The organism is Pseudomonas wuhanensis (genome assembly GCF_030687395.1).
GTDB classification, from domain to species: domain Bacteria; phylum Pseudomonadota; class Gammaproteobacteria; order Pseudomonadales; family Pseudomonadaceae; genus Aquipseudomonas; species Aquipseudomonas wuhanensis.
Genome location: NZ_CP117430.1, coordinates 4394674 through 4416675 on the forward strand (window position 1 = coordinate 4394674; position 22002 = coordinate 4416675).

General features: G+C 57.7%; 14 protein-coding genes and 9 pseudogenes. 8 read left to right on the plus strand and 15 right to left on the minus strand.

Annotated elements, in window-relative coordinates:
• Nucleotides 1–280: 280 nt before the first annotated feature.
• Entirely contained in the window at nt 281–1093 is an 813-nt protein-coding gene (locus tag PSH88_RS20295) for a hypothetical protein (protein WP_305422265.1), read from the minus strand.
• A 949-nt stretch (nt 1094–2042) separates the two neighbouring features.
• Between PSH88_RS20295 and tnpC the strand changes: the two are divergent.
• Together tnpC and PSH88_RS20305 are read left to right on the plus strand one after the other, a co-directional pair.
• A pseudogene (gene tnpC / locus PSH88_RS20300) lies at nt 2043–3119 on the plus strand (IS66 family transposase); the annotation flags it as partial.
• 3 nt (nt 3120–3122) lie between these two features.
• A pseudogene (locus tag PSH88_RS20305) lies at nt 3123–3700 on the plus strand (plasmid pRiA4b ORF-3 family protein).
• A 26-nt stretch (nt 3701–3726) separates the two neighbouring features.
• Here PSH88_RS20305 and PSH88_RS20310 read toward each other — a convergent pair.
• Nucleotides 3727–4239: a winged helix-turn-helix domain-containing protein gene (locus tag PSH88_RS20310; RefSeq protein WP_305422266.1), complete on the minus strand. Its 513-nt coding sequence runs from the start codon at nt 4237–4239 to the stop codon at nt 3727–3729.
• An 81-nt stretch (nt 4240–4320) separates the two neighbouring features.
• Nucleotides 4321–5793: a benzaldehyde dehydrogenase gene (locus PSH88_RS20315; protein ID WP_305422267.1), complete on the minus strand. Its 1473-nt coding sequence runs from the start codon at nt 5791–5793 to the stop codon at nt 4321–4323.
• Nucleotides 5794–6041: 248 nt separating this feature from the next.
• On the opposite strand from PSH88_RS20315, the gene PSH88_RS20320 reads away from it, so the two are divergent.
• A complete protein-coding gene (locus PSH88_RS20320; protein WP_305427034.1) occupies nt 6042–7007 on the plus strand; it encodes a helix-turn-helix domain-containing protein in 966 nt (321 codons plus the stop codon).
• A 95-nt stretch (nt 7008–7102) separates the two neighbouring features.
• Here PSH88_RS20320 and PSH88_RS20325 read toward each other — a convergent pair whose 3' ends face one another.
• On the minus strand, nt 7103–7486 hold the full coding sequence (locus PSH88_RS20325) for a winged helix-turn-helix transcriptional regulator (protein ID WP_305422268.1): 384 nt from the start codon (nt 7484–7486) through the stop codon (nt 7103–7105).
• A gap of 127 nt (nt 7487–7613) precedes the next feature.
• Here PSH88_RS20325 and PSH88_RS20330 point away from each other — a divergent pair, with 127 nt between their 5' ends.
• From PSH88_RS20330 to PSH88_RS20345, 3 genes and pseudogenes are all read left to right on the plus strand, one after another.
• Nucleotides 7614–8375, plus strand: a complete 762-nt coding sequence (locus tag PSH88_RS20330) for an NADPH-dependent F420 reductase (protein WP_305422269.1) — start codon at nt 7614–7616, stop codon at nt 8373–8375.
• A 290-nt stretch (nt 8376–8665) separates the two neighbouring features.
• A pseudogene (locus tag PSH88_RS20340) lies at nt 8666–8776 on the plus strand (helix-turn-helix domain-containing protein); the annotation flags it as partial.
• A 73-nt stretch (nt 8777–8849) separates the two neighbouring features.
• Nucleotides 8850–10386 (plus strand): annotated as a pseudogene (locus PSH88_RS20345) (IS3 family transposase).
• Nucleotides 10387–10422: 36 nt separating this feature from the next.
• Here the strand turns inward: PSH88_RS20345 and PSH88_RS20350 are convergent.
• The 6 genes and pseudogenes from PSH88_RS20350 to PSH88_RS30370 form a co-directional block, all read right to left on the minus strand.
• A pseudogene (locus tag PSH88_RS20350) lies at nt 10423–10974 on the minus strand (transposase); the annotation flags it as partial.
• Between the two features lie 181 nt (nt 10975–11155).
• Nucleotides 11156–11416 (minus strand): hypothetical protein, encoded by a 261-nt coding sequence (locus tag PSH88_RS20355; protein WP_305422271.1) that lies wholly within the window; start codon nt 11414–11416, stop codon nt 11156–11158.
• A complete protein-coding gene (locus tag PSH88_RS20360) occupies nt 11400–12089 on the minus strand; it encodes a hypothetical protein (protein ID WP_305422272.1) in 690 nt (229 codons plus the stop codon). The genes PSH88_RS20355 and PSH88_RS20360 overlap by 17 nt, the downstream gene beginning before the upstream one ends.
• A gap of 454 nt (nt 12090–12543) precedes the next feature.
• Nucleotides 12544–12819 (minus strand): hypothetical protein, encoded by a 276-nt coding sequence (locus PSH88_RS20365; RefSeq protein ID WP_305422274.1) that lies wholly within the window; start codon nt 12817–12819, stop codon nt 12544–12546.
• Complete coding sequence (locus PSH88_RS20370) at nt 12803–14233, minus strand: hypothetical protein (RefSeq protein ID WP_305483344.1); 1431 nt, start codon at nt 14231–14233, stop codon at nt 12803–12805. The genes PSH88_RS20365 and PSH88_RS20370 overlap by 17 nt, the downstream gene beginning before the upstream one ends.
• A gap of 141 nt (nt 14234–14374) precedes the next feature.
• Complete coding sequence (locus PSH88_RS30370) at nt 14375–14662, minus strand: type II toxin-antitoxin system RelE/ParE family toxin (RefSeq protein WP_348529739.1); 288 nt, start codon at nt 14660–14662, stop codon at nt 14375–14377.
• A 100-nt stretch (nt 14663–14762) separates the two neighbouring features.
• On the opposite strand from PSH88_RS30370, the pseudogene PSH88_RS20380 reads away from it, so the two are divergent.
• Nucleotides 14763–15263, plus strand: a pseudogene (locus PSH88_RS20380) (transposase); the annotation flags it as partial.
• Between the two features lie 117 nt (nt 15264–15380).
• A complete protein-coding gene (locus tag PSH88_RS20385; protein WP_305422277.1) occupies nt 15381–15617 on the plus strand; it encodes a hypothetical protein in 237 nt (78 codons plus the stop codon).
• 140 nt (nt 15618–15757) lie between these two features.
• Here the strand turns inward: PSH88_RS20385 and PSH88_RS20390 are convergent.
• From PSH88_RS20390 to PSH88_RS20410, 5 genes and pseudogenes are all read right to left on the minus strand, one after another.
• A pseudogene (locus tag PSH88_RS20390) lies at nt 15758–16408 on the minus strand (IS30 family transposase); the annotation flags it as partial.
• Nucleotides 16409–17305: 897 nt separating this feature from the next.
• Nucleotides 17306–18505: pseudogene (locus PSH88_RS20395) on the minus strand (IS91 family transposase).
• 54 nt (nt 18506–18559) lie between these two features.
• Nucleotides 18560–19447: a hypothetical protein gene (locus PSH88_RS20400; RefSeq protein ID WP_305422280.1), complete on the minus strand. Its 888-nt coding sequence runs from the start codon at nt 19445–19447 to the stop codon at nt 18560–18562.
• A gap of 847 nt (nt 19448–20294) precedes the next feature.
• A pseudogene (locus tag PSH88_RS20405) lies at nt 20295–21046 on the minus strand (IS91 family transposase).
• Nucleotides 21047–21230: 184 nt separating this feature from the next.
• A complete protein-coding gene (locus PSH88_RS20410) occupies nt 21231–21497 on the minus strand; it encodes a hypothetical protein (RefSeq protein WP_305483345.1) in 267 nt (88 codons plus the stop codon).
• Nucleotides 21498–22002: the final 505 nt, after the last annotated feature.

Genomic DNA, 22002 nt, shown 5'->3' on the forward strand with positions numbered 1-22002 from the left:
AGACCACTACATAGCATCACGGTTTTGCCACTGCCAAGGATTATTGTGGAGGGGGGGAAATTGTCTTGTGGGGAGGGGAATTGATATCCTGATATGATGTAGGCTCCTGGTCGCCGCACGGTCTCGGCGTATTTTCCGGACGCCGTGACGTGCAACGACCAGACCCTGCCAGATCAGAGTGGCGCTTGATGGTGATCAAGTTCCGGAACTGTTCACCCTTTTGAGATTGATCAGGATTATCTCGTCGACACTATAAGTTCAGGCATGGCAAAATGCGGCACTACAAAGACTGTCCTGGACTTGAAAGAAACTTAATTGGCACATCAATAAGAATCAAACTCAACGCTTCTTTGAGCTCACCAGCCAGAAGCACTTCCACCACATTATACGGCAGTTGATTAAAATGGAAATCTCGCTGGGAAACCGCAATATCCCGCAAGGCTCGGAGCTGCTCTTTTTTTTCGTGAGGCGGGTCAGTATTTATACTGTACCACGCAAGATTGTACACCTCAGAGTGATATCCTAGAGTTTCTAAAATATTTGTTTGATCCAGTTTTGCTTTACTGACTATGGAGGCAACCTTTGATCCTGACCTGGCTACTTCCTTATCTTTTCCTAGCAGATCAAGTAACGTAAAACTTTCGAGTTGTTCAACGTGGGAGCACTCATGCGCGATAGTGAGCGCTACCTGGAGGGCAACAACATCATCATCGAGCTCAATGCTAATTCCCATTGGAGGAACTACAAATTTTTCGAATGCTGCCGGGCCAATTTGTGGATCCTCACCAGGAATGGTCAGGCCATGTATCTTAAGATTTTTATCAAAAGATACTGAGTAGTTATCACTAAACTTGAAGGCCTCCAGTATATATTCCAGGCCAGCGTCAGACATTATAGGTTTTATGAGTTCATGCAAGGCCGGGTACTTGCCGAACGAGACATTTGTGGGTAATTCAAAGCTAGATGGAAGTTGTACTGACCCTGTTTTGCTACCACTGGCAATTGAGCCGGTCCCATTGTAACTTGAACCTGCCGGAGACGCGAGAAATCGCCTTTGAATTGAAAGACTTTTGGCCTCGCTAAGTCTGGACATAGTGCTATCGGTCGTTCCGGCCCTATTAGGTCTAGGTCCTCTTCGAGAAGGAGCGGAAGGCTGGAGTTTGGGATCACCGGGATTAACAGGCTGCTCCGGGATCGAATCCAGGGTGACGGTCCGACGCGGCCGCCGATTGTCATGAGGTGCGTATGAAATTTCACTGGCGTTGGACAGAGAGCCGATCGAAACTTGTGCAGCGTGTAAACTGGCTAATGGCTCTCCGGAATCTTGTGATATCGGCTTACTTGGCTGATGTGACAGAGATTTATTCTCAGTTTGAACCGCCTCCATTTCGTAATTTGAAGCTATCGAATTACTTGAGCAACAGATACCCATTTAATTTTACCCTGATTAATATTTAACTAGTAGTGAGCGCACAGAGTGCCCTTCGTAAATCATGGAGAATCAGCATCCTCTGATGAGAGGGTGTTGATGCGGCTGCCAATATAAGGTAGTGCGGGTTATTTGTGGTTCGAATACGCAGGTGGTTCCAATTACGGTCAGTCGTAGAGCCGGGTGGCGAGTCCTGGTCTTTGTTGTAGGGTCGCTGTAGCTATAGCGACGCACAATGATGGGCGAGCTCCGGCTACGGCAGGTTGGAAAACCTTAGCTGTAGCTGCTTGCAATCAACGCTATTTCAGGCTCGGATTAATTGCGACTGAAACAGTCCCCATGCTGGGGGGCATTTCGCCCCCAGCCGGAACCAACCCGAAACCAGCGTTACGAATGTTTTGTTTCAGCTGCAGCCCTTAGGGTCTCTCGGGCTCGGCTTTGCCGCTTCCTCAGCGTGCTTTGGAAAATCATCTGCGTCGGATCCCGTGGGTCCGGCACCATTTGCCGAATCCTCAGCGCGTTTTGCGGTGCGTTTGACGTGAATGCTGGATGGCCGAATCCTGGCGAAGGATTGAACGCTGCCGGATAGTGGCCAGCGGCGGATGGGGGCAGTGACTCATTCACCGGTGTACCGGCACCGAGTCGCCCGATAGCCCGAGGCCTTGCAGGCCCTGGGCTATTGGCCCACGTGCTGGTCTCCAAGTTTGTTGACCATTTGCCCCTGTATCGACAATCCGAGATCTACGCCCGTGAGGGCGTGGATCTGGAGCGCTCAACGCTGGCCGACTGGGTCGGCCAGAGCAGTCAATTGCTCAGGCCGCTGATCAACGCCCTTGAGCGTCATGTCATGAGCGGCCATAAAGTTCATGCCGACGACACACCGATTGGTGTACTTGCACCGGGCAACGGCAAAACCAAAACGGCTCGCCTATGGACATACGTTCGCGACGACCGGCCTGCCGGTTACACGACGCCGGCGGCTGTGTGGTTTGCCTACTCGCCGGATCGCAAGGGGCAACATCCGCGTGCTCATCTCAAGAGCTTCAGCGGGATTTTGTAGGCTGACGGCTACGCCGGTTTTGCTCAGCTGTATGCGACAGGCACCATTCAAGAAGCCGCCTGCTGGGCTCACGCCCGCCGCAAGTTTTACGATGCCTACAAAGACCAGGCTTCACCACTTGCTGGCGAGGCGCTGCAGCGGATTGCGGCCCTGTATGCCATCGAAAGCGAGATCCGGGGACAGCCGCCCGATCAGAGAAAAACGGTTCGGCAAAGTCGGGCAAGTCCACTGCTGGAGCACCTGCACGCGTGGCTTAACCAGACGCTGGCTCAACTGTCGAAAAAATCGACATTGGGCGGTGCAATCCTCTATGCCCTCAACCGGTGGCAGGCTTTAACGCGCTACTGCGATGACGGCCGAATCGAAATCGACAACAACGCCGCCGAGCGTGCCCTTCGGGCTGTGGCCTTGGGCCGCAAGAATTACCTGTTCGTGGGCTCTGACCACGGCGGCGAGAGGGCTGCTGCGATTTATAGCCTGGTGGGTACTGCCAAGCTAAACGGGTTAAACCCACAGGCGTATCTGACCTACGTGCTTGAGCACATTGCCGAGCACCCGATCAATCGGGTGAGCGAGTTACTGCCCTGGAATATTTCCTTGAACCACACTGAACACTGCGAGGCCGCCTGATCCATGGTTAAAACTGTCCGCTTACCCAAACCCGTCCCCGACCTGTTGCTGCTGCACATTGAGCTGAAGTGGATCACTCCGACGATCTGGCGTCGGTTCGCGGTGCCTGAAAACATTACCTTGGGCAAACTGCACCATGTCATCCAGGTTGTGATGGGCTGGAGTGATAGCCATCTGCATGAGTTTGAAATTGCCGGTGAGAATTACGGCATGCCCGACCCTGATGGTTGGGGGCCGACTGTAAACCCGGAAGCCCGTAAACGCTGATCAAGGCGATGAGCGGAAAGCAGACATTTAATTATCTTTACGACTTTGGTGACAGTTGGCATCACCGTATCAAGGTCGAAAAAACGCTACCCGCCATTGCCTGTCCTCAGGTGCCGTACTGCATCGAGGGCGCCAATGCTTGCCCACCAGAAGACGTGGGTGGCGGGCCTGGTTACGAGGAGTTCCTGGAGGCGATGGCCAACCCCGATCATCCAGAGCATGACGCGATGGTTAAATGGCATGGCGATGTTTTTGATCCCGCGGTATTTGAGTGCGAGCGCGTAAATCAGTGGTTTAAACGGATTAAGGCTTGAGTTGCAAGGCGGTGTAGTTCGGACGCTTACCCTGTAATCGTAATGAAGCGGCCATGAAGAACTCGCCGACCGACAAGCTTCGGTTGCTCGGAACGATCGATGAGAGCGGCCTCGATCCTCGGCAGCCCGATGCTCAGTGGCAAATCGGGCCAGGGCAACATGGCCTGCCGTTGACCGCTGACCGTGGCTACGAACCGATAACCTCGACCCGCCACGGTTTCCACATAGGGGCAATCAACTGAAGCGCCCAACGCGCGTCGCAAGGCTGCGATTTGCGTTCGTAAACTGGATTCTTCCATGACCCGAGCGGGCCAGGCACAGGCAGTCAGTTCATCCTTTTCAATCAATTCGAAAGGACGGCGTGCCAGAGCGACCAGCAAATGCAGCGCTCGATGGTTGAGACTGACCGACCGTCCACCCTTCAGCAACAACAGGCGGTTGGGACAGAGCTCGAATTCGCCAAAAAATAGCGAATGTGCCGCAGCGCCAGCTTTTAAGGCGGTGACTTCAAGGCTGCAATCATGGGAGGAAACGTTCATTGCGCACGTCCTGTGGCCGCCCTACCTGCCTGCTGGTTTGCGCCAACGGCAGGTCAAGTAGCAGCAGCGGCCATCAATGGATTAAAACGGATACAGCGGTGCCTCGCTTTTAATCGTTACCCACTGCCAATGGGTAAACGCCTCCCAATTGGCCGCGCCGCCAATACTTGAACCGTTGCCAGACGCTCCGACCCCGCCAAAAGGGTTGATGACCTCATCGTTCACGGTTTGATCGTTAATGTGAATCATCCCGGTGTGTAAGCGCTCAGCGAGTTGCAACGCACGCCCCACATCTTTTGAGATGATGCCGGCTGATAAGCCATACTCGGTGAAGTTGCACAGTTCGACGGCTTCCTCGTCACTGTCGAACGGTGTAACAACAGCCACTGGACCAAATATTTCATGGTTGAATGACGGATTGTCCGATGTGACTTCGCTCAGCACGGTGGGCTCGAAAAACAGATCTTCGTGACTGCCTCCGATGTCCAGCCTCGCGCCTGCCGCACAGGCGTCAGCTACTATTTTGGCCACGTGATCGCGCTGCGCCACATTGATCAATGGGCCGAGATGAACATTGGCAAGCGCAGGATCGCCCATCGTCATGCCTCGCACTTTTTCCACCAGCTTCTCGATAAAAAGTGAATAGACGGTGCGCTGCACCAGAACCCTGCCAGACGCCATGCAAATTTGTCCTTGGTGCAGGAAAGCGCCCCAAGCCGCATTGGACACGGCGATGTCCAGGTCGGCGTCTTCCAGCACGATCAGCGAGTTTTTGCCGCCCAGCTCCAACGAGACCTTTTTCAAGTGCCGTCCGGCCAGCTCACCGACCTTACGGCCTGCAACCGTCGACCCTGTGAACTGAATCATTGCCACATTGGGGTCCGAGACCAGGGCCTCACCAGCTGCCGCATGCCCCGGCAGTACGTGCAGTAACCCGGCGGGAAGCCCAGCCAACTCAAAGAGCCTGGCGATGACAAAACCGCCGCTGACAGCCGTGCGGGGATCGGGTTTGAGTACCACGGCGTTGCCCAACGCCAGCGCTGGGGCCACAGCGCGCATGGCGAGACAGAGCGGGAAATTGAATGGTGAAATGACCCCTATGACGCCCAGGGGGCGACGACGCGCAAGGCTCAACTTGCCCGGCACCGAGGGGAGTATTTCGCCAACCGCTCGCGAAGGGAGTGAAGAACACTCTTGCAGCAGACGGATATTCACCGACGCCTCGAACGCGGCCTTGCCCTGGGTCGAGCCGCTTTCTCGAACCAACCAATCGGTAATTTCGTCACGATAATGCTCCGCCAGCGACGCGGCACGGCGGATCACGGCTGCTCGCACTTCGTGGTGCTGCGCTGCCCACTCTACTTGAGCCTGTCGAGCGACCGCAGCAGACTCGGTCACCCGTACCGGATCCGCCATTGCTATGCGACCGAGGGAACCGCCGGTAGCGGGCTCGAAAATGTCGGCTTGCTCTTTCCCCTTCTCCCATTGACCTGTAAACACATTGTCAGTCCACACTGCAGGGTCAAGAAGTGTGGGGGGGAGTCGATCGTTCATATGAATTCCCAGAAAGTGTGCGCTCTCACGCGGCAAGCGTTCGCGGTAAGGCTTCGATCACATCGGGCCTACCTCGCGGATGAAATCCATCTTCGGTCTGGCGCTCACTTTGGCGCTTGTCGGAGGGTGCGAAAAATTGTCAGGCAGTGCAGATTTAAGTGTTGCAGGACAATACCGGCCTCTTGATCACCAGCAGATATGACATAGTGTCTGCCGCGACGATAAAAGTGCTGACGTCGATACAGGGGATGAATCATGACAACTTCAAGTCTTGCCCCGCTCGGCGCGATCGTGCAGAGACTTTCCTCTTGAGCACGACCAAAGACGTCTTTTTCGAGAGTGTCAGGCGCGCCTATCCAACTGTGTCTGTCGAATTGCCAGACTCAAACGCTTGTGACAGTCGAATCCGAGCGCGAATGGCTGACCGTTTCCCTATCGCCCACGTGCGTACTGGAAACATCATCGTTGAGGCGTTGGCTCGAACGGCGGCCGATCAGGGTATGGGGAAGTTCTATAAACTCGTCTGGCAACTTGGTGGCAGTGCTTGGTTCGAGAACGCTGCCGGGCGCACTGAAATATGCGCGGGACAGGCGATGATCGTCCCATTCTCAAGTTCCTATCGCCTGCAGAGCGGGACGAATTACAACGCCCTTACAGTAGTTTTTGGGATTGACCAAATGCCGCGCTGGAAAGGTCTTGCTGCCGAGCTTAGCGGGCGGCCACTGATGCTCAATGATGCGTTCAACGCCGCCGCCGCGGGTCTTGGCTCGTTGTTTCACGCCAAAGGCGATGCTCGCTCGGCTTCACGAGTGGTCGAGCATGCGGTCAATTTGGTGTTTCACACGTTGCTGGACAGCCTTGATGGTACGCCGCTGGCGCCGACGCATGGAAGCGCACGTCTTGCCCGCGCGCGCGTATTGGTAGAGCAGCATCTCGATGATGGTGGTTACTCCATCTCGCAGTTTGCCGAGGCGCTAGGACTTTCACGCCGCTCGCTTTATCAGATGTTCCGCGATCACGACATGACCCCTGCGGGCTTTATCAAGCAAATCCGGCTAGAACATGCCCGACACGATGTGCTCCTTGTCGGCGTTGACGCCCCCAGCTTGACTGAAGTCGCACTGAGGAACGGCTTCAGCGATAGCGCCAGTTTCAGCAGGGCCTTCCGGAATGCCTTTGGGGTGGCGCCTAGTGTGTTGCGTGCTGCGCACTGATTTTAAGAAAAAGGGGAGCGTGGCCCGGGCAGCAAAAACCGGATACATCTGGTCCGGGCAGCAGGCAAGACACATTGACACCTTATCGCTGACAGTTACGAAGGTTTTTTGAGACCTTCGGAAATGGTGGTCTCACCGCTGGACTGTATTTCTTGCGCCCATTTTCTTAACGCTATCATCGCCGGCGCGAGTGCGTGGCCGAAATCAGTGAGTGAATACTCCACTTTAGGAGGGACCTGAGGATAAACGGTCCGTCGCACGAGCCCATCTTTCTCAAGTTGCTTGAGCTGCTGGATCAGCATTTTCTGCGTCACTCCGTATATAGCTCGCTCCAGTTGAGAAAAACGAAGATGTTCTGTGGCAAAGAGCTCGGAAAGAATGACGAGTTTCCATTTTCCCTCTAATCGTCGGAGTGCATCAATCGTAGCCTCGGTACAAATGGTGCGTTTGCCTGGATCGTTACACTGCCCGTCATTCATCGTGATTTACCTATTAGAGTGCTACTGACTTTTTAGTGCGTACTTGTGAATAGGTCGGGTGCCAATCATATTAAACGCTACGAGCTGCTTGACGGTAGCGTTTAGATTTTTCTCACGGGAAGTAACCATGAAAATCGGCATCATCGGCGCAGGCCAAATCGGATCGACCTTGGCACGCAAATTCAGCCAAGTGGGGCATACGGTAAAGCTAGCGAACTCTCGGAGCCCCTCCTCACTCAAAGAAGTCGCCTCCGAAGTCGGTGCGACTGCCGTGACCGCCGCCGATGCGGTAAAGGACGTGGACGTCGTGATTGTCGCGATTCCTACGAAAGCAATTGTCTGTCTCGAAAGCTTGTTCGATGGCGTTCCCAAAAACGTAGTAATCATCGATACATGCAACTACTATCCATTCAGGGATGGGAAAATTGATCTCCTTGAACAAGGTACCCTCGAAAGCCTTTGGGTTTGTGAGCAACTTGGACGGCCCGTAGTGAAAGCGTTTAACACGATAAGCTTTCAGAGTCTTACGACCGAAGGGCTACCTCCGGGCACTGACGGACGGATCGCTCTGCCGGTCGGTGGCGACGACGAGCAAGCCAAGGCGCTCGTTTTTGGGCTTGTCGACGCTGCAGGATTTGATGTTGTTGATGCGGGCGGTCTGTGCGACTCCTGGCGCCAGCAACCTGGAACAGCAGTTTATTGCACAGACTACGATGCAAACGGCGTCCGCGATGCGCTCTCCCGTGCCGACAGAAACCATTCGGTAGAAAGGCGGGACCTGGCTTCGGCAAAATTCTTTGAACTACCCGCAGATACTGACGTTAATGAAATTGTTCCTCTTATTCGTGCGATAACCCGTTCAATTTTCGATCCGCAACACAACAAATAAGACGCCAGCCTCCTTTGGACGCAGACAAATGGGGGCCGCACTTTACCGGATGCTGCTCCGTTCACGGACATGGACAGCGTTGCCGTCAATGCTCAACCATGCATTGACTGCCTCGATGCTGTCATCGGACCGCATTCCAGCCCAACGGTTGAGAATAAGCAGGTTGGTTATAAAGTCGTATTGAGTTTTTAGCACCTGAATTCATAGAATAAGTGAAACGCTTGAAACGAGAGGCAGAGAGCCCGCCACTGGTAGAATCCAGGCTCTCACACCAAAGGATTCAAGCGCAGATGACCACGCCTTACCGGCAGCTGACTCAGGGCCAACGTTACCAGATTGAGGCTGGCCTGAGGGCCAAAGAGAGCCAAGCCAGCATTGCTAAACAGGTGGGCGTGCATCCCCCCGGTGTCAGGATAGTTGTCGCCTCTCCGAATTTTCCTGAAAATGCATATCGGGGGCGGAAAGAGACTGTTCGTGCCGTACTATTCACCTGAACGCAAAGCTGCATTGCTCAAGATGTTGCTTCCCCCGTTGAACCTGACGATGGCCGAGGTAGCTCGGCGCGAAGGGGTCAGCGATATGTCGCTGTCCAACTGGCGCAAACAGGCCAGATCCGAAGGGAATGTAGTGTCCGAAACCAAGCCGTCACCCCAGAACTGGTCAGCCGAAACCAAGTTCGCTGTCGTCCTTGAAGCCGCTGGTTTGTCCGAGATCGACTTGGGCGAGTATTGCCGACGCAAAGGACTTTACCCCGAGCAGATCGTTGCGTGGCGGCAAGCGTTTATCAGTGGCCAGAAGTCTGAAAAATCCCAGCAAAAAGACGACCGCGAACAAGCGCGTAAAGACAAGAAACGCATCCAGAAACTTGAGCGTGAACTGCGCCGCAAAGACAAGGCGCTGGCTGAGACCGCCGCGTTGTTGGTGCTGCGAAAAAAGCTCAACGATTACTGGGGGATCGACAGCGAGGACAACTGACCTCTTTGCCGGAACGGCAGTTGCTGGTGGCTTGGTTGATCGAAGCGATCTTGGCCGGGGCTCGAAGAATCAAGGCGTGCCGGGAGGTGGGGCTGTCGCTCAGAACCTTGCAACGGTGGAGTGAGACTCAGGAAATTCAAGCCGATGCCCGTACGACCACCGTGCGGCCTACGCCGCGTAATGCCTTGAGCGCGATCGAACGCCAAGCGATCGTGGCGCTGTGTAACAGCTCTGAGTACGCCCATTTGCCACCGAGTCAGATCGTGCAGCTTCTGGCTGACCAACAGCGTTATCTGGCGTCGGAGTCGACGTTTTATCGCGTCCTACGTGCGACGGGCCAGCAACAGCATCGAGGCCGGAGCCAGCGACCCCGGCGCTACGTAGCACCGACAACGCACGCCGCACAAACCCCGAACCAGGTGTGGTCGTGGGACATCACATATTTGCCGTCGCCAGTACGCGGCAAGTATTACTACCTGTATTTGATCGAAGATATTTACAGCCGCAAGGCCGTGGGCTGGGAGGTCTACGAAGAAGACCGCGGTACTGCTGCAACGCAGCGTGATCGGTGAGCAGTGTTTGCACGAACCGCTGGTGCTGCACTCGGACAACGGCGCACCGATGAAATCGGTGACGCTGTTGAGCAAGATGTACGACCTGGGCATCACGCCGTCCCGTGGCCGACCGCGAGTGAGCAACGACAATCCGTACTCGGAGTGCTGTTTAGAACGCTGAAATATTGCCCCAATGGCCGCAGGCAGGCTTCGCCAGCCTGGATGCCGCACGGGTCGGGGTGAGGGATTTTATGCGCTGGTACAACAACGAGCACCGGCATAGCCGGATCCGCTTCGTCACGCCGTCAGAGCGCCATCGCGGGTTGGATCATCAGATCCTGGCTCGACGGCATGAGCTGTACGAACGAGCCTGGGAGAAGAGCTCGGAACGCTGGTCAGGTCAGACGCGAAACTGGGCGCCAATAGGAACGGTGATGCTGAACCCGGATCGGGAGTATCAGGACGAGAAAAGAGCAGCATAGTTGGACGGTTGACGCGACTTTTACCACGACGGTCAGCTCCCTTTCAGGGTTCAGATACATCGTCCCGATCGGGTTCCAGTTACGCGTTTCACCCGACCACCGCTCCGGCCTTCTTTCTTGGGCAAGCCCATAGATCGCGTCCCGGCGCGCCAAGATTTCTTTGTCTTTCCCGTCGTGGCGTTGAGCCGGGGTTACGAATCGGATTCGGCTGTGACGATGCACGGTGTTGTACCAGGTCATAAAATTCCTCACCCAGATACGCGCATCATCCACGCTGGTAAATCCATCGTGCGGCCATTGAGGGCAGTACTTGAGTGTTCTGAACAGTGATTCCGAGTACGGGTTGTCGTTGCTCACCCGTGGTCGACCGCGCGATGGCGTGATGCCCAAGTCATACATTTTGGTCAGCAGCGTCACCGACTTCATCGGCGCACCGTTGTCCGAGTGCAACACCAGAGGCTGACGCCAGCATTTTTCAAGCGTGACGCTTCTCTGTAGTAACGCTGCGGCTTTTTCGCCGCTCTCGGCTTCGTAGACTTCCCAGCCCACGGCCTTGCGGCTGTAGATATCCTCGATCAAATAGATGTAGCGGCTCGCGTTTGAAAACACGCTGGCTCGCATACATCGGCATTTCCGGCTCACATTAACTGCAACCAGCCAAAGCCGCCGGCTCACATTAATTGCAAATGAGCTTGCATTCCACGGCGCGGGCTCGCATTGCATTGCGACGGGCTCACGCTATCTGCAAATGACGGATGGCGGTTTTGCCTCACAGTGGAATGCCGGCCGCGAGCATCTTGTCGCGCAACTCGCTCGCCCGTTCGGGGTCCAGCGTATTGTTGAACAGCGACTTGAATTCGTGCGCTTTGGCATGGAACAGTTCAAGGGGTTTGGGGCGCAATGGAACCGAACCAACGTAAGCCCTACCACCTCCGCTCAGAACCTTGTTCTCAGGCAGCCGCGTCAATAACGTAATTGCGCATCTCGGCCTCTTGACGGTATCGGCCTGCCCCTCAACGAAGATAGTCACGAACCTTCGAATCTTGATAACCCTTGACCAGCTCGGCGATTGCCCGGGCCTTGCCCAACCCGTCGGGCAGGCCGAGGGCGGCCGTGACCAGCGCCTTCCTCTGGTCCGTTTCGAGCGCCGCCAGCCCGGCGCCCAACCCGGCGATTGCCCGGGTCTTGCCCAACCCTCCGGGCAGGTCGAGGGCGGCCCTGACCAGCGCCTCCTGCTGCGACCGTTCGAGCGCCGCCAGCCCGGCGCCCAACCCAGCGATTGCCACGGCCTTGTACAACTCGCCGGGCAGGTCGAGGGCGGCCCTGACCAGCGCCTCCTGCTGCGTCGGGTCGAGCGCCGCCAGCCCGGCGCCCAACCCGGCGATTGCCTCAGCCTTGTACAACCCGTCGGGCAGGCCGAGAGCGGCCGTGACCAGCGCCTTCCGCTGGTCCGTGTCGAGCGCCTCCAGCCCAGCGCCCAACCCGGCGATTGCCTCGGCCTTGTCGGCGTCGGGCAGGCGGAGGGCGGCTGTGACCAGCGCCTGGCGCTGTTTAAGCCCCATCAACGCCAGCATGTGGTTATTCATCTGGTGAATTGGTATCTGGGTTATGAGGCGATCGAAGTGGGGTAGCATTTGCTTCAGAAAAAGGTAATGCGCATTGACCGACGGATATACCGCTTTGTTTAAAAATTTGCTGCTCAACTTGATGGCGCGTATCCCCACGGCCGTATCACCCGCTGAGCCACCGGCTAAGTAACTGATAATATGCTGTACCAACTCCAGGGGAAGACGCTCTAATCCGCTCTTGCCCGGTGGGGCTGATGCTTCAATGGCGCTGCGACACAATGAGATCTTGTCTCCAGGCTTGCCCCCCGGGATCAGCGCACCTGTCTCATTCCTACGATCGATACGATTCTCGGATGACGCTGGTGTCGCTGTCGTTAGAGTCGAAATGAGGGCCGGTATCGCGTCAGGCACAACCGCGGGTGGCTGCGGGCTGGTGGAAGAAATACGCGTTGGCATCGGTTATAGAGTCCTTACGGTACCGTTGACGGCCATGAACACCGAGGCCGGGGGCGTGTATCCGTGGGTTGACTCACGGCCTTGAGTCGAGAGTCTTGAGTGGTCTGAGAGCGATTCGGTTCCGCCTGACCTGTTAAAGCGGAATCGACAGACGCATGCGCTTCAGAAACTCGCTGATCTGAACGTTGCCATGGGGCAAGTCCGGCATCAGCGCCTTGAAGTCATACGATGGGTTCTGCTGCGCATAATCCAGCGCCTGAAGAATGCCGGCCAGCTCATCCGGGGTGTATTCCTGAGTCAGCCGTTCGGTTTGCGCGGGTGACAACCCAGGGAAAACCTCCGGCTGGGCGATGTCGTAAAGCATGCTCATGGGAATGCGCAAAAAATTAAGATTAACTGAGGTCTTCATCAACGAAGATTCCTGATACGTTTTGATCGGCCAATTGTTGCACAACTTGATTCAGTTGCTCGAGGGTTGGCCGATAGTGACCGCTTTTTCTGGAAATGGCAGTGATGACACCGTTTTCAATACCGATGTCCCCCGCCGCCGCGACCGGTTGGCCGGCGAAAAAGCTGGAGTGGTGAAATTTGCCTCGGGTTTGCTCATTCGAGATGTAGATCAAACCCTGTGCATCCATGACAAAAATCGCCCGGCCCTTGTTGACCTTGAACGCCGTCGATGCCTGACGGGTTTCAAAAGGCTTGCCGTCGGCATCGAAAACTTTGCCATCGCGAATGGTCACTTTGAAACGGGCGCGATCCTGCATGTTCAAGTACGTGACCGAGGTACCGAATACTTCGTCCCTTTCCTCACCGTAGAATTGCGAATTCATGGGCTGCAAATTACTGAATTTTGCCGCTTCCGACGAGCTGACACCGAACACGGTGGCAGGCGACATAAAGAGCATACGCGCCTCCATGGCGCTGTTCGGCTCACCCGCTCTCGGACGCACGGCGGATGCACCTGGCCGTAATGCCGAGGGGAGCTGCATGCGTATAGCGGAAAACTCATCTGTGCCCATCTGGGGTGGCTCAGTGGTCCGGCGTAGGTTCACCCGCTGCTGCTGGGGCGGTACGGTTTCGGCACGAAGCTTTTCTATCAGTTGTTGAACTGATATTTTGGCCGGACGAGTTGCTAATGGCTCTGCTGAAATATGGCCACCCAGAAAGCTCGTCGACTTCAAGTCAGACAGGCGCGTTGCCTGGGGCATTGGCTCTGAGACAGCTCGAGGATGGTTCGTCAGTTGTCGCGGCCCTCGCGGCGCCAGTCGGGGCGGCAATGGAAGCGCTCCATTGTCGGGCACGGATTGCGTCGGCGTCTGGCTGCCAACCACTGCGCTCGCCCTCAAGCTGGGGTGAGACGATGCCTGGAACGCCAGTTGTGTCGCAATGAGAGGGTTGCGTATGAGTTGGCGCGATCCAAGTGGCGCCTGGCGAGGCATCGATGGAGGTTGCGGCTCATGCCCAGGCGCAGCCCCCCAATGGCTCTTACGGCCGGCATCGTCTTCCATGTCCACGCTGACAAGGTCCAGGCCCTGGTGCTCGCCCGCCTTGAAGTTGAGCTGGGGCCGACATGTCACCCCCCGATCCGAAAACGCCGGAGTGCCAAAAACAGCGGCACCGCGAGAGGCCATCTGGAACATCTTGCCATTCTTGATATCGGCAACGATACGCCCGCCAATGGAAGCACTGGCTTGGCCCAACCATCGCAACGACAGGGCATTGACCTTGTGATCCGTTCCAGCAATCGCAAACTGGTGCACCGCATCGATGCCGGAGGCCACGACATTGCCCGAGAGTCCGCTGATATGTAGGCTGTCCATCAAACCACCTTCTTTCTTGACCACAGTGGGTGGTTTCAGACGCCATCAGGTTCCACTTTCTCGACCACATAACCTTATTATGGTCAGCCGCATAACCCCCAGCCCTAGGTGTAGCGGCTCGCGTTTATCCTGTTTTTCGGCTCAGATTATCTGCAAATGACGGACTGGTTTAGCTATCTCGTAGCGCATCTCGTAATGACCGACCTGAATTCGCCGCACATCACGAGGCTCGAACTCTTCCAGACGTTCGCCAATGCGTGGGTTCGCCAGCAGCGTGGTTGGTGTAGCCGTCAGTTGCTGCTTGTCGATGCGTTTGAGGTCGGACGGAGAGATGTCGAACTGCCAGCAATCGTGCTGCCGTGCGTTTCCAAGCTGAGCGCTGTCACTGACAATATGAACTTGATCCGGGCATGGCCGGCGACCATGCAATTCTGTTGTGGGGCCTGTTCGACAATGAGTTGTACGCCGAATATGAGGGCGAGCGCTTCGGCCCCTACTATCCGGTAAACGGCCTATTCCGCTGCGCCGCTACCCGAAAGCCGTCGTTCAGCTGTGCATCGTGCACATGGTGCGCGACAGCTTGAACTTCGTGTCGTGGAAGCGGCAGAAGGAAGTCGCGGCTGATCTCAAGCTGATTTACACCTCGACCACCGCCGAGCTGGCTGAGCAACGGCTCTGCGAATTTGAAGCCAAATGGGACGCCGAGTACCGATCGATCAGCCTGTCGTGGCGTCGAAACTGGGCACGGGTGATCCCGTTTTTTGATTATCCAGCCGAGATCCGCAAGGTGATTTACACCACCAATGCCATCGAATCGATCAACATGATCCTGCGCAAAGTGATCAAAACCCGTGCGTCATTTCCGACTGACGAGGCGGTGATGAAGCTTTTTTACCTAGCGCTGAACAACATCAGCAAGAAGTGGACAATGCCGATCCGGGACTGGAAAGCGGCCTTGAATCGCTTCAGTATCCAGTTCGAAGATCGCCTGTTGTCGGTTTTACAGAAATCCCGTTTACACAAAATCTGAGACACCCTCCACGGACCAATTTGCAGCCGTAGGCTGCCCTCTTGAGGGCGATCGCGGCAGCGACGGCAGCGGCTGGCTGATCTTTCATGTCGAGGAAGGCGACTGGAGGCAACTCGAATGAGCGCGCGCGACGGGCATGACAAACACGACCCGTTGGCGGCGCTGAACCTGCCGTACGCGGTGCAGGTGCAGGCGCTGAAACGGCTGGGCGCCATCGCCCAGGCCAGCACCGCGGCCGAGCTATTCCGCGCGGCGGATCTGGCCGAGGGCTTCGGCCTGGGCCTCGAAACCGTGAAGGCGCTGAAATCGGGGAGTCAGGAAGGGCTGTACCTGGCGTTTGAGCATGCGGCGTAGTTGTAGCGACCTGCATTCATAAACACGCCGACCTGCAATCATCGCGTTTTTCGACCGGAATTAATTGCGTCTATCCGGCCCGCAAACCGGGATTAATTGCGAATGAACCTGGGCGGTTGCAGGAGCTGAGTGCAACACGGTTATTGGATTGAAGTGGGCGCATCGTGCCGCATAGCCATGGCCTTTTGCATCACCTCACTCATCATTTCGATCGGACATTTGAAATCGAAGCGTTTACGGGGGCGCATATTCAGTTGCAAGGCAATGGCATCCAGTTCTTCCTGGCTGTGTCCCGACAAGTCCGTGCCCTTGGGCAGGTACTGGCGGATCAGGCCATTGATGTTTTCGTTACTGCCGCGCTGCCAGGGGCTGTGCGGGTCGCAGAAGTAAATCGCGATGCCGGTTTTCTGGGTGATCTCGGCGTGTCGCGCCATCTCCCGGCCCTGGTCGTAGGTCATGCTCTTGCGCATTGCCAGCGGCATGCCATTGAGCGCTGCACTGAAGCCCTCCATCGCCGAGGTTGCCGTCGCATCATTCATCTTCACCAGCATCAGGTAGCCACTGGTGCGCTCCACCAACGTGCCTACGGACGAGGCGTTGGCCTTACCCTTGATCAGGTCGCCTTCCCAATGCCCCGGCATCAGACGGTCGTCAATCTCCGGCGGACGCACATGGATGCTGACCATCTCGGGAATCTGGCCGCGCCGATCCACGCCACCAGAGCGCGGCCTGCGTGTTGTCTTGCTTTGGCGCAGACAGATGATCAGCTCCTTACGCAGCTCTTGTTCCGGTTTAAGATTGGGTAGCAGGAGGATGTAGACGATGTCTTGGGCAGATGCAGCGGCGCCGATCGTCGCAGAAGTGATTCGTAGCGTTGGCCGCAGCGACATGAAGGCGTTGCGTAAGGCTTTGACCGAGGCCTACCCATGGGGCGAACGTGAAAACACTCCGTACAAAGCTTGGCTGGCAGAGATTCGCCGCCAATTGGGCCATCCGCTGAACGCACCTAAGACAGATCCTGCGGACAAGCAAACAGACATGTTTTACCAGCGCTAACCAAAGAAGCCATGAACAAGCCCGCCCCAAAACATCTCGACGCACTGGGCGGGCTGTACGCGGCGGCTATCGTCTATCTCGTCCTCGTCAACTGCGGGTGCTGCCCTGGCGCCCTGGAGGGGCCGTTGTACGCCATGATGAGTGCCCCGGTCTGCTAATTACTCTGGCTGTTGTTACTCAACTACTGAGTGACGCCGGTATGACCCGTCGGCCTCGCTTTCTAGCGACGGTTCGGCTGCTAAGCCGTCCCAGATCACGACTTAGCCTCTTCAAATGCGCCCTGTGCTCGCCTGATGGCACGACCTCCAGTTTGGCAATGCCGGCGATGTACTTTTGAAAAAGCCTGTCAATTAAGACCCCGAAATCACGACGCATTGTTGCTTCGTGGTAACGGACATAAAACTCATGATCGTGATGATGCTCACCAAGTGTCCCATCGTGATGTGCGTACATGTATAGGAAATTCAATAATTCCTAACCAGGGTCATGAGCTGAAAAGGCATCATCGAAACTTTTCCAACGTGGCGTCGATGTCAGGGAAAAATGTTTTTTCACCCATCGCCCGCGTCGAAAAAGGGGCCGAAAGCGACTTTTCTCTACCTTTTCCAGATTTCGGACGCACCTTTCCCGCATCAAGCCCGCACATACCTCATCCGCGCGATCGCGTGGGCATGGGTAACCAGCCCCTTCACTGTCAGCCCACTGATCGCCGCCGTGTACACCATCCGCGCGCCGCACAGCACGCAGCTGAACGGATCGACATTTAAAAACGCTTTCGCCATCTGTGCGAAATACAGCTTTGGCGTCGGCCCCGGCTTTGCCATCTTCAGGGCTTCGTATACCTGCGGCAGGTATTTCCCACACACCCGGTTGGCCAGAAAGCCGAAATAGCGGATCATCCGGAAATGCTTTTCCGGGATGTGCTGCACCCGGCGCCGCATGTGGCTCAGCGACTCCTGCTGATAGGTCTGCGTGCGGTGATCCAGGTAGGTGAAGCTCAGCGTCGCGCCCGATGTGTAATGCGCCAGGCGACTGCCCGAGATCGGAGGCTTCTTCAGGTAACGGCCCAGGTAAATTCACCGTCTTTCGCCCGTTTTCCGTCTTCTTCGACCGGTAGATATGCCAGTGTTGGCCGCCCGCAGTGAGCACCAGGCGGCGCCAGTCGCTTTCGCAGGTGATGTGCGCTAATTCCGGCGGCAACACGAGCTGGCCCCATTGCTCCAAGAGGTAGTTGCGCACATTCCACATCCAGCGCCGGCGCATCGCCTTTTCATGAAACGCCAGGTTTTTCCAGACGCCCTGCTCATCCAGGCCACCGGCGGTCGCCGAGAGGTGCACATGGGGACTCCAGTTGAGCCGCCGACCGTAGGTGTGAGCGCGCCAAACAGCCCGATGCGCAAACCTCGCCGCCTGGCGGCGTACAACAGGTTGTCCGCCGCCAGGCGGCACAGCGCATCGAGCAGAGCACGGTTGTGAAAGAACACGGCCACAGCGTGTCGGGCAGCGTAAACACCAGGTGGTACCAGGCGCAGTCGGGCAAGCGGTTGTGTTGGACGGCGATCCACTGATCGGTGGCTTTTTTGCCGCACGAAGGACAGGCCCGGCAGTGGCGGGTGTTGCACCGGTATTTGACGTGCGGGCAGTGCCCATTGCCGCAGGTGCAGTGCTTCACGCCCAGGATCGAGGTGCCGCTGGCCAGCATTTTGCTCACCGATTCCGCTTCGATGGCGTAGACCGCTGCCCTCCAGCAACCCTGCCCAGCCGCCGTTGGCCGTGAACAGGTTTTTCAAAGGGCGGGGTTTGAAGCCAGCGGACCGGCTGGAACGGGCTATGGAGTGGTGTCGAGCGGTTAGGACAGTGCCCCTCACGTCAGCGGGCCATCCAGACTATTGCGGTCCACGCGCGGCCTGCAACCGGGCCGTGATGCGCGCGTTACCTGCCCCCAATCCGGCGGCGCGCAGGGCGCTGGCGACGGCACTTTGAGTTCTCAACGACCCGTCGTCGTTGTGCAGGTGCGCGTTGATCTGCTCATCCGTGGCGCCGGGCAGGTGTCGTCCCCCCCCGGCGGCCTGCACCTGGGCCGCGATGCGCGTGCTACTTGCCCCCAATCCGACGGCGTGCAGGGCGCTGAGGACGTCAGTTTGAGTTCTCAACGACCCGTCGTCGTTGTGCAGGTGCGCGTCGATCTGAGCATCCGTGGTGCCGCGCAGACGCCGTGTCCCCCCGGCGGCCTGCAGCTGGGCCGTGATGCGCGATGTATCTGCCCCCAATCCGGCGGCGCGCAGGGCGCTGGCGACGTCCTTGTGAGTTCTCAACGACCCGTCGTCGTTGCGCAGGTGCGCGTTGATCTGCTCACCCGTGGTGCCTCGCAGACGCCGTCCCCCCCCGGCGGCCTGCAGCCGGGCCCCGATGCGCTTGGCACCTGCCCCCAATCCGGCGGCGCGCAGGGCGCTGATGACGTCCTTGTGAGTTCTCAACGACCCGTCGTCGTTGTGCAGGTGCGCGGTGATCTGATTATCCGTGGCGCCTCGCCGTTTTGGCGGCTGGCCTTCGGACGCTGCCCCCGACCGAGAGGACAGGGAGGGCGCCTGGTAGGGTGCGCTGCTTACCGCATGAGCGGGCCGGTTCCGGCTAGGCCCGGGAACGCCTGTTGAGGTGCCGGCCGAGCCGTCGTGGGAAAAGACCATGGACTGGGTACTGACCGAAGCGCCCGACGGCAGCGGTGCACCGGAAAAGTTCTGAGTACTGCTTTTTGTAATCAGGGCCTGGGTCAACTGACCCCGTGAGGATTGCGCGGCCAGTTGGCTGGGAGATGGCTGTTGCCCGCTGGCAGAGGACGCTTCCGCGTGTGCCGAGGCAGGCGGAGGGCCGGGCAGGTTTACGGATATAGCTCCCGAAAGGTCACGCAAATTAGCGCTAACGATGTCGTATTGGGATTGATCGTTTAATCGCGTGTTGATGGTTAACTCGGCTCTGGTTAAATTGGCAATGCTCATAGGATTGCCACCCACTGGTGGTCTGACCGACGCCTGATAGGTAGCCTCCATACCGCTGGTAGATTGAAGCCGAAAAGAGTCGTCCTGTAGAGCGTTGCGTACCAGCGATGCAACACGTTGATGATCGAGGTTGGGCTGGGTTACAACCTGATCTAAAGCCAGGCCCGCATTGAGGCTCAATCGGGAAAGAGAAATTCTACCGGGATGGACAGGCTGAGCCTGAGAGCCCGACGCTTCTGGGGGGTGAGCGGAATTGACTGATGCGGTGTAGTGCTGGAAGGGCTACCTGATCGGAGGGATCCATGGTGGTCTGGGCCTGTTCTGAGTGATTGAATCGGCGCACGAAACGACCTGGATCCGAGTAGGTGGTCACAAGGGCTTAGGGGTTCCGAAGGCGGGCGGGGGAACACGCGGGCCAGGCAACATGGCTGTGAAGTGGGACGGACCCATTTGCAGCCGTAGGCGCCTCTTGGGCGCTTTGCCGCGCGCCTCCATCTTCAACGCTTCGTAAACCCGTGGTAACTGCTGACCACACACCCGATTAGCCAAGAAAACCAAAATAGCGGATATCCGAAAGTGCTTTTCCGGGATGTGCTGCACCACCCGGCGCAGCATGTCGTCTGGCTCAGCGACTCTCCTGGTAGGTCTGCGTGCGGTGATCCAGGTAGGTGAAGCTCAACGTCGCACTGGAGGTGTAATGCGCCAGGCGGCTGCCCGAGATCGGCGGTTTTTCAGGTAACGGCCCAGGTAAATTCACCGTCTTTCGCCCGTTTGCCGTCCTCTTCGACATAGACGTGCCAATGTGCCGCCGGCGTTGAGTATCAAGTGTCGCCAGTCGCTTTCGCAGGTGATGTGCGCTAATTCCGGCGGCAACACGAGCTGGCCCCATTGCTCCAAGAGGTAGTTGCGCACATTCCACATCCAGCGCCGGCGCATCGCCTTTTCATGAAACGCCAGGTTTTTCCAGACGCCCTGCTCATCCAGGCCACCGGCGGTCGCCGAGAGGTGCACATGGGGACTCCAGTTGAGCCGCCGACCGTAGGTGTGGAGCGCGCCAAACAGCCCAATGCGCAAACCTCGCCGCCTGGCGGCATACAACAGGTTGTCCGCCGCCAGGCGGCACAGCGCATCGAGCAGAGCACGGTTGTGAAAGAACACCGGCCACAGCGTGTCGGGCAGCGTAAACACCAGGTGGTACCAGGCGCAGTCGGGCAAGCGGTTGTGTTGGACGGCCATCCACTGATCGGTGGCTTTTTTGCCGCACGAAGGACAGGCCCGGCAGTGGCAGGTGTTGCACCGGTATTTGACGTGCGGGCAGTGCCCACTGCCGCAGGTGCAGTGCTTTACGCCCAGGATCGAGGTGCCGCTGGCCAGCATTTTGCTCACCGATTCCGCTTCGATGGCGTAGACCGCTGCCCTCCAGCAACCCTGCCCAGCCGCCGTTGGCCGTGAACAGGTTTTTCAAAGGGCGGGGTTTGAAGCCAGCGGACCGGCTGGAACGGGCTATGGAGTGGCGTCGAGCGGTTAGGACAGTGCCCCTCACGTCAGCGGGCCATCCAGACTATTGCGGTCCACGCGCGGCCTGCAGCAGGGCATCGATGCGCGCGCTACTTGCCCCCAATCCGACGGCGTGCAGGGCGCTGGCGACGTCGCTGCGAGTTCTTAACGATCCGTCGTCGTTATGCAGGTGCGCGTTGATCTGCTCATCCGTGGCGCCGCGCAGGTGCCGTGCCCCCCCGGCGGCCTGCAGCTGGGCCGTGATGCGCGATGTATCTGCCCCCAATCCGGCGGCCTGCAGGGCGCTGGCGACGGCCCTTTGAGTTCTCAACGACCCGTCGTCGTTGTGCAGGTGCGCGTCGATCTGAGCATCCGTGGCGCCTCGCAGACGCCGTGCCCCCCCGGCGGCCTGCAGCTGGGCCCGATGCGCTTGGAACCTGCCCCCAATCCGCGGCGTGCAGGGGCGATGACGTCGCCTGAGTTCTCAACGACCCGTCGTCGTTGTGCAGGTGCGCGGAGATCTGATTATCCGTGGCGCCTCGCCGTTTTGGCGGCTGGCCTTCGGACGCTGCCCCCGACCGAGAGGACAGGGAGGGCGCCTGGTAGGGTGCGCTGCTTACCGCATGAGCGGGCCGGTTCCGGCTAGGCCCGGGAACGCCTGTTGAGGTGCCGGCCGAGCCGTCGTGGGAAAAGACCATGGACTGGGTACTGACCGAAGCGCCCGACGGCAGCGGTGCACCGGAAAAGTTCTGAGTACTGCTTTTTGTAATCAGGGCCTGGGTCAACTGACCCCGTGAGGATTGCGCGGCCAGTTGGCTGGGAGATGGCTGTTGCCC

Coding starts and splice junctions, on each gene's coding strand:
- PSH88_RS20320 (WP_305427034.1), top strand. CDS start 6,042: ATGAATCATGACAACTTCAAGTCTTGCCCCGCTCGGCGCGATCGTGCA.
- PSH88_RS20315 (WP_305422267.1), bottom strand. CDS start 5,793: ATGAACGATCGACTCCCCCCCACACTTCTTGACCCTGCAGTGTGGACT.
- PSH88_RS20325 (WP_305422268.1), bottom strand. CDS start 7,486: ATGAATGACGGGCAGTGTAACGATCCAGGCAAACGCACCATTTGTACC.
- PSH88_RS20385 (WP_305422277.1), top strand. CDS start 15,381: ATGAGCGCGCGCGACGGGCATGACAAACACGACCCGTTGGCGGCGCTG.
- PSH88_RS20295 (WP_305422265.1), bottom strand. CDS start 1,093: ATGTCCAGACTTAGCGAGGCCAAAAGTCTTTCAATTCAAAGGCGATTT.
- PSH88_RS20365 (WP_305422274.1), bottom strand. CDS start 12,819: ATGAAGACCTCAGTTAATCTTAATTTTTTGCGCATTCCCATGAGCATG.
- PSH88_RS20330 (WP_305422269.1), top strand. CDS start 7,614: ATGAAAATCGGCATCATCGGCGCAGGCCAAATCGGATCGACCTTGGCA.
- PSH88_RS20310 (WP_305422266.1), bottom strand. CDS start 4,239: ATGAACGTTTCCTCCCATGATTGCAGCCTTGAAGTCACCGCCTTAAAA.
- PSH88_RS20370 (WP_305483344.1), bottom strand. CDS start 14,233: ATGGACAGCCTACATATCAGCGGACTCTCGGGCAATGTCGTGGCCTCC.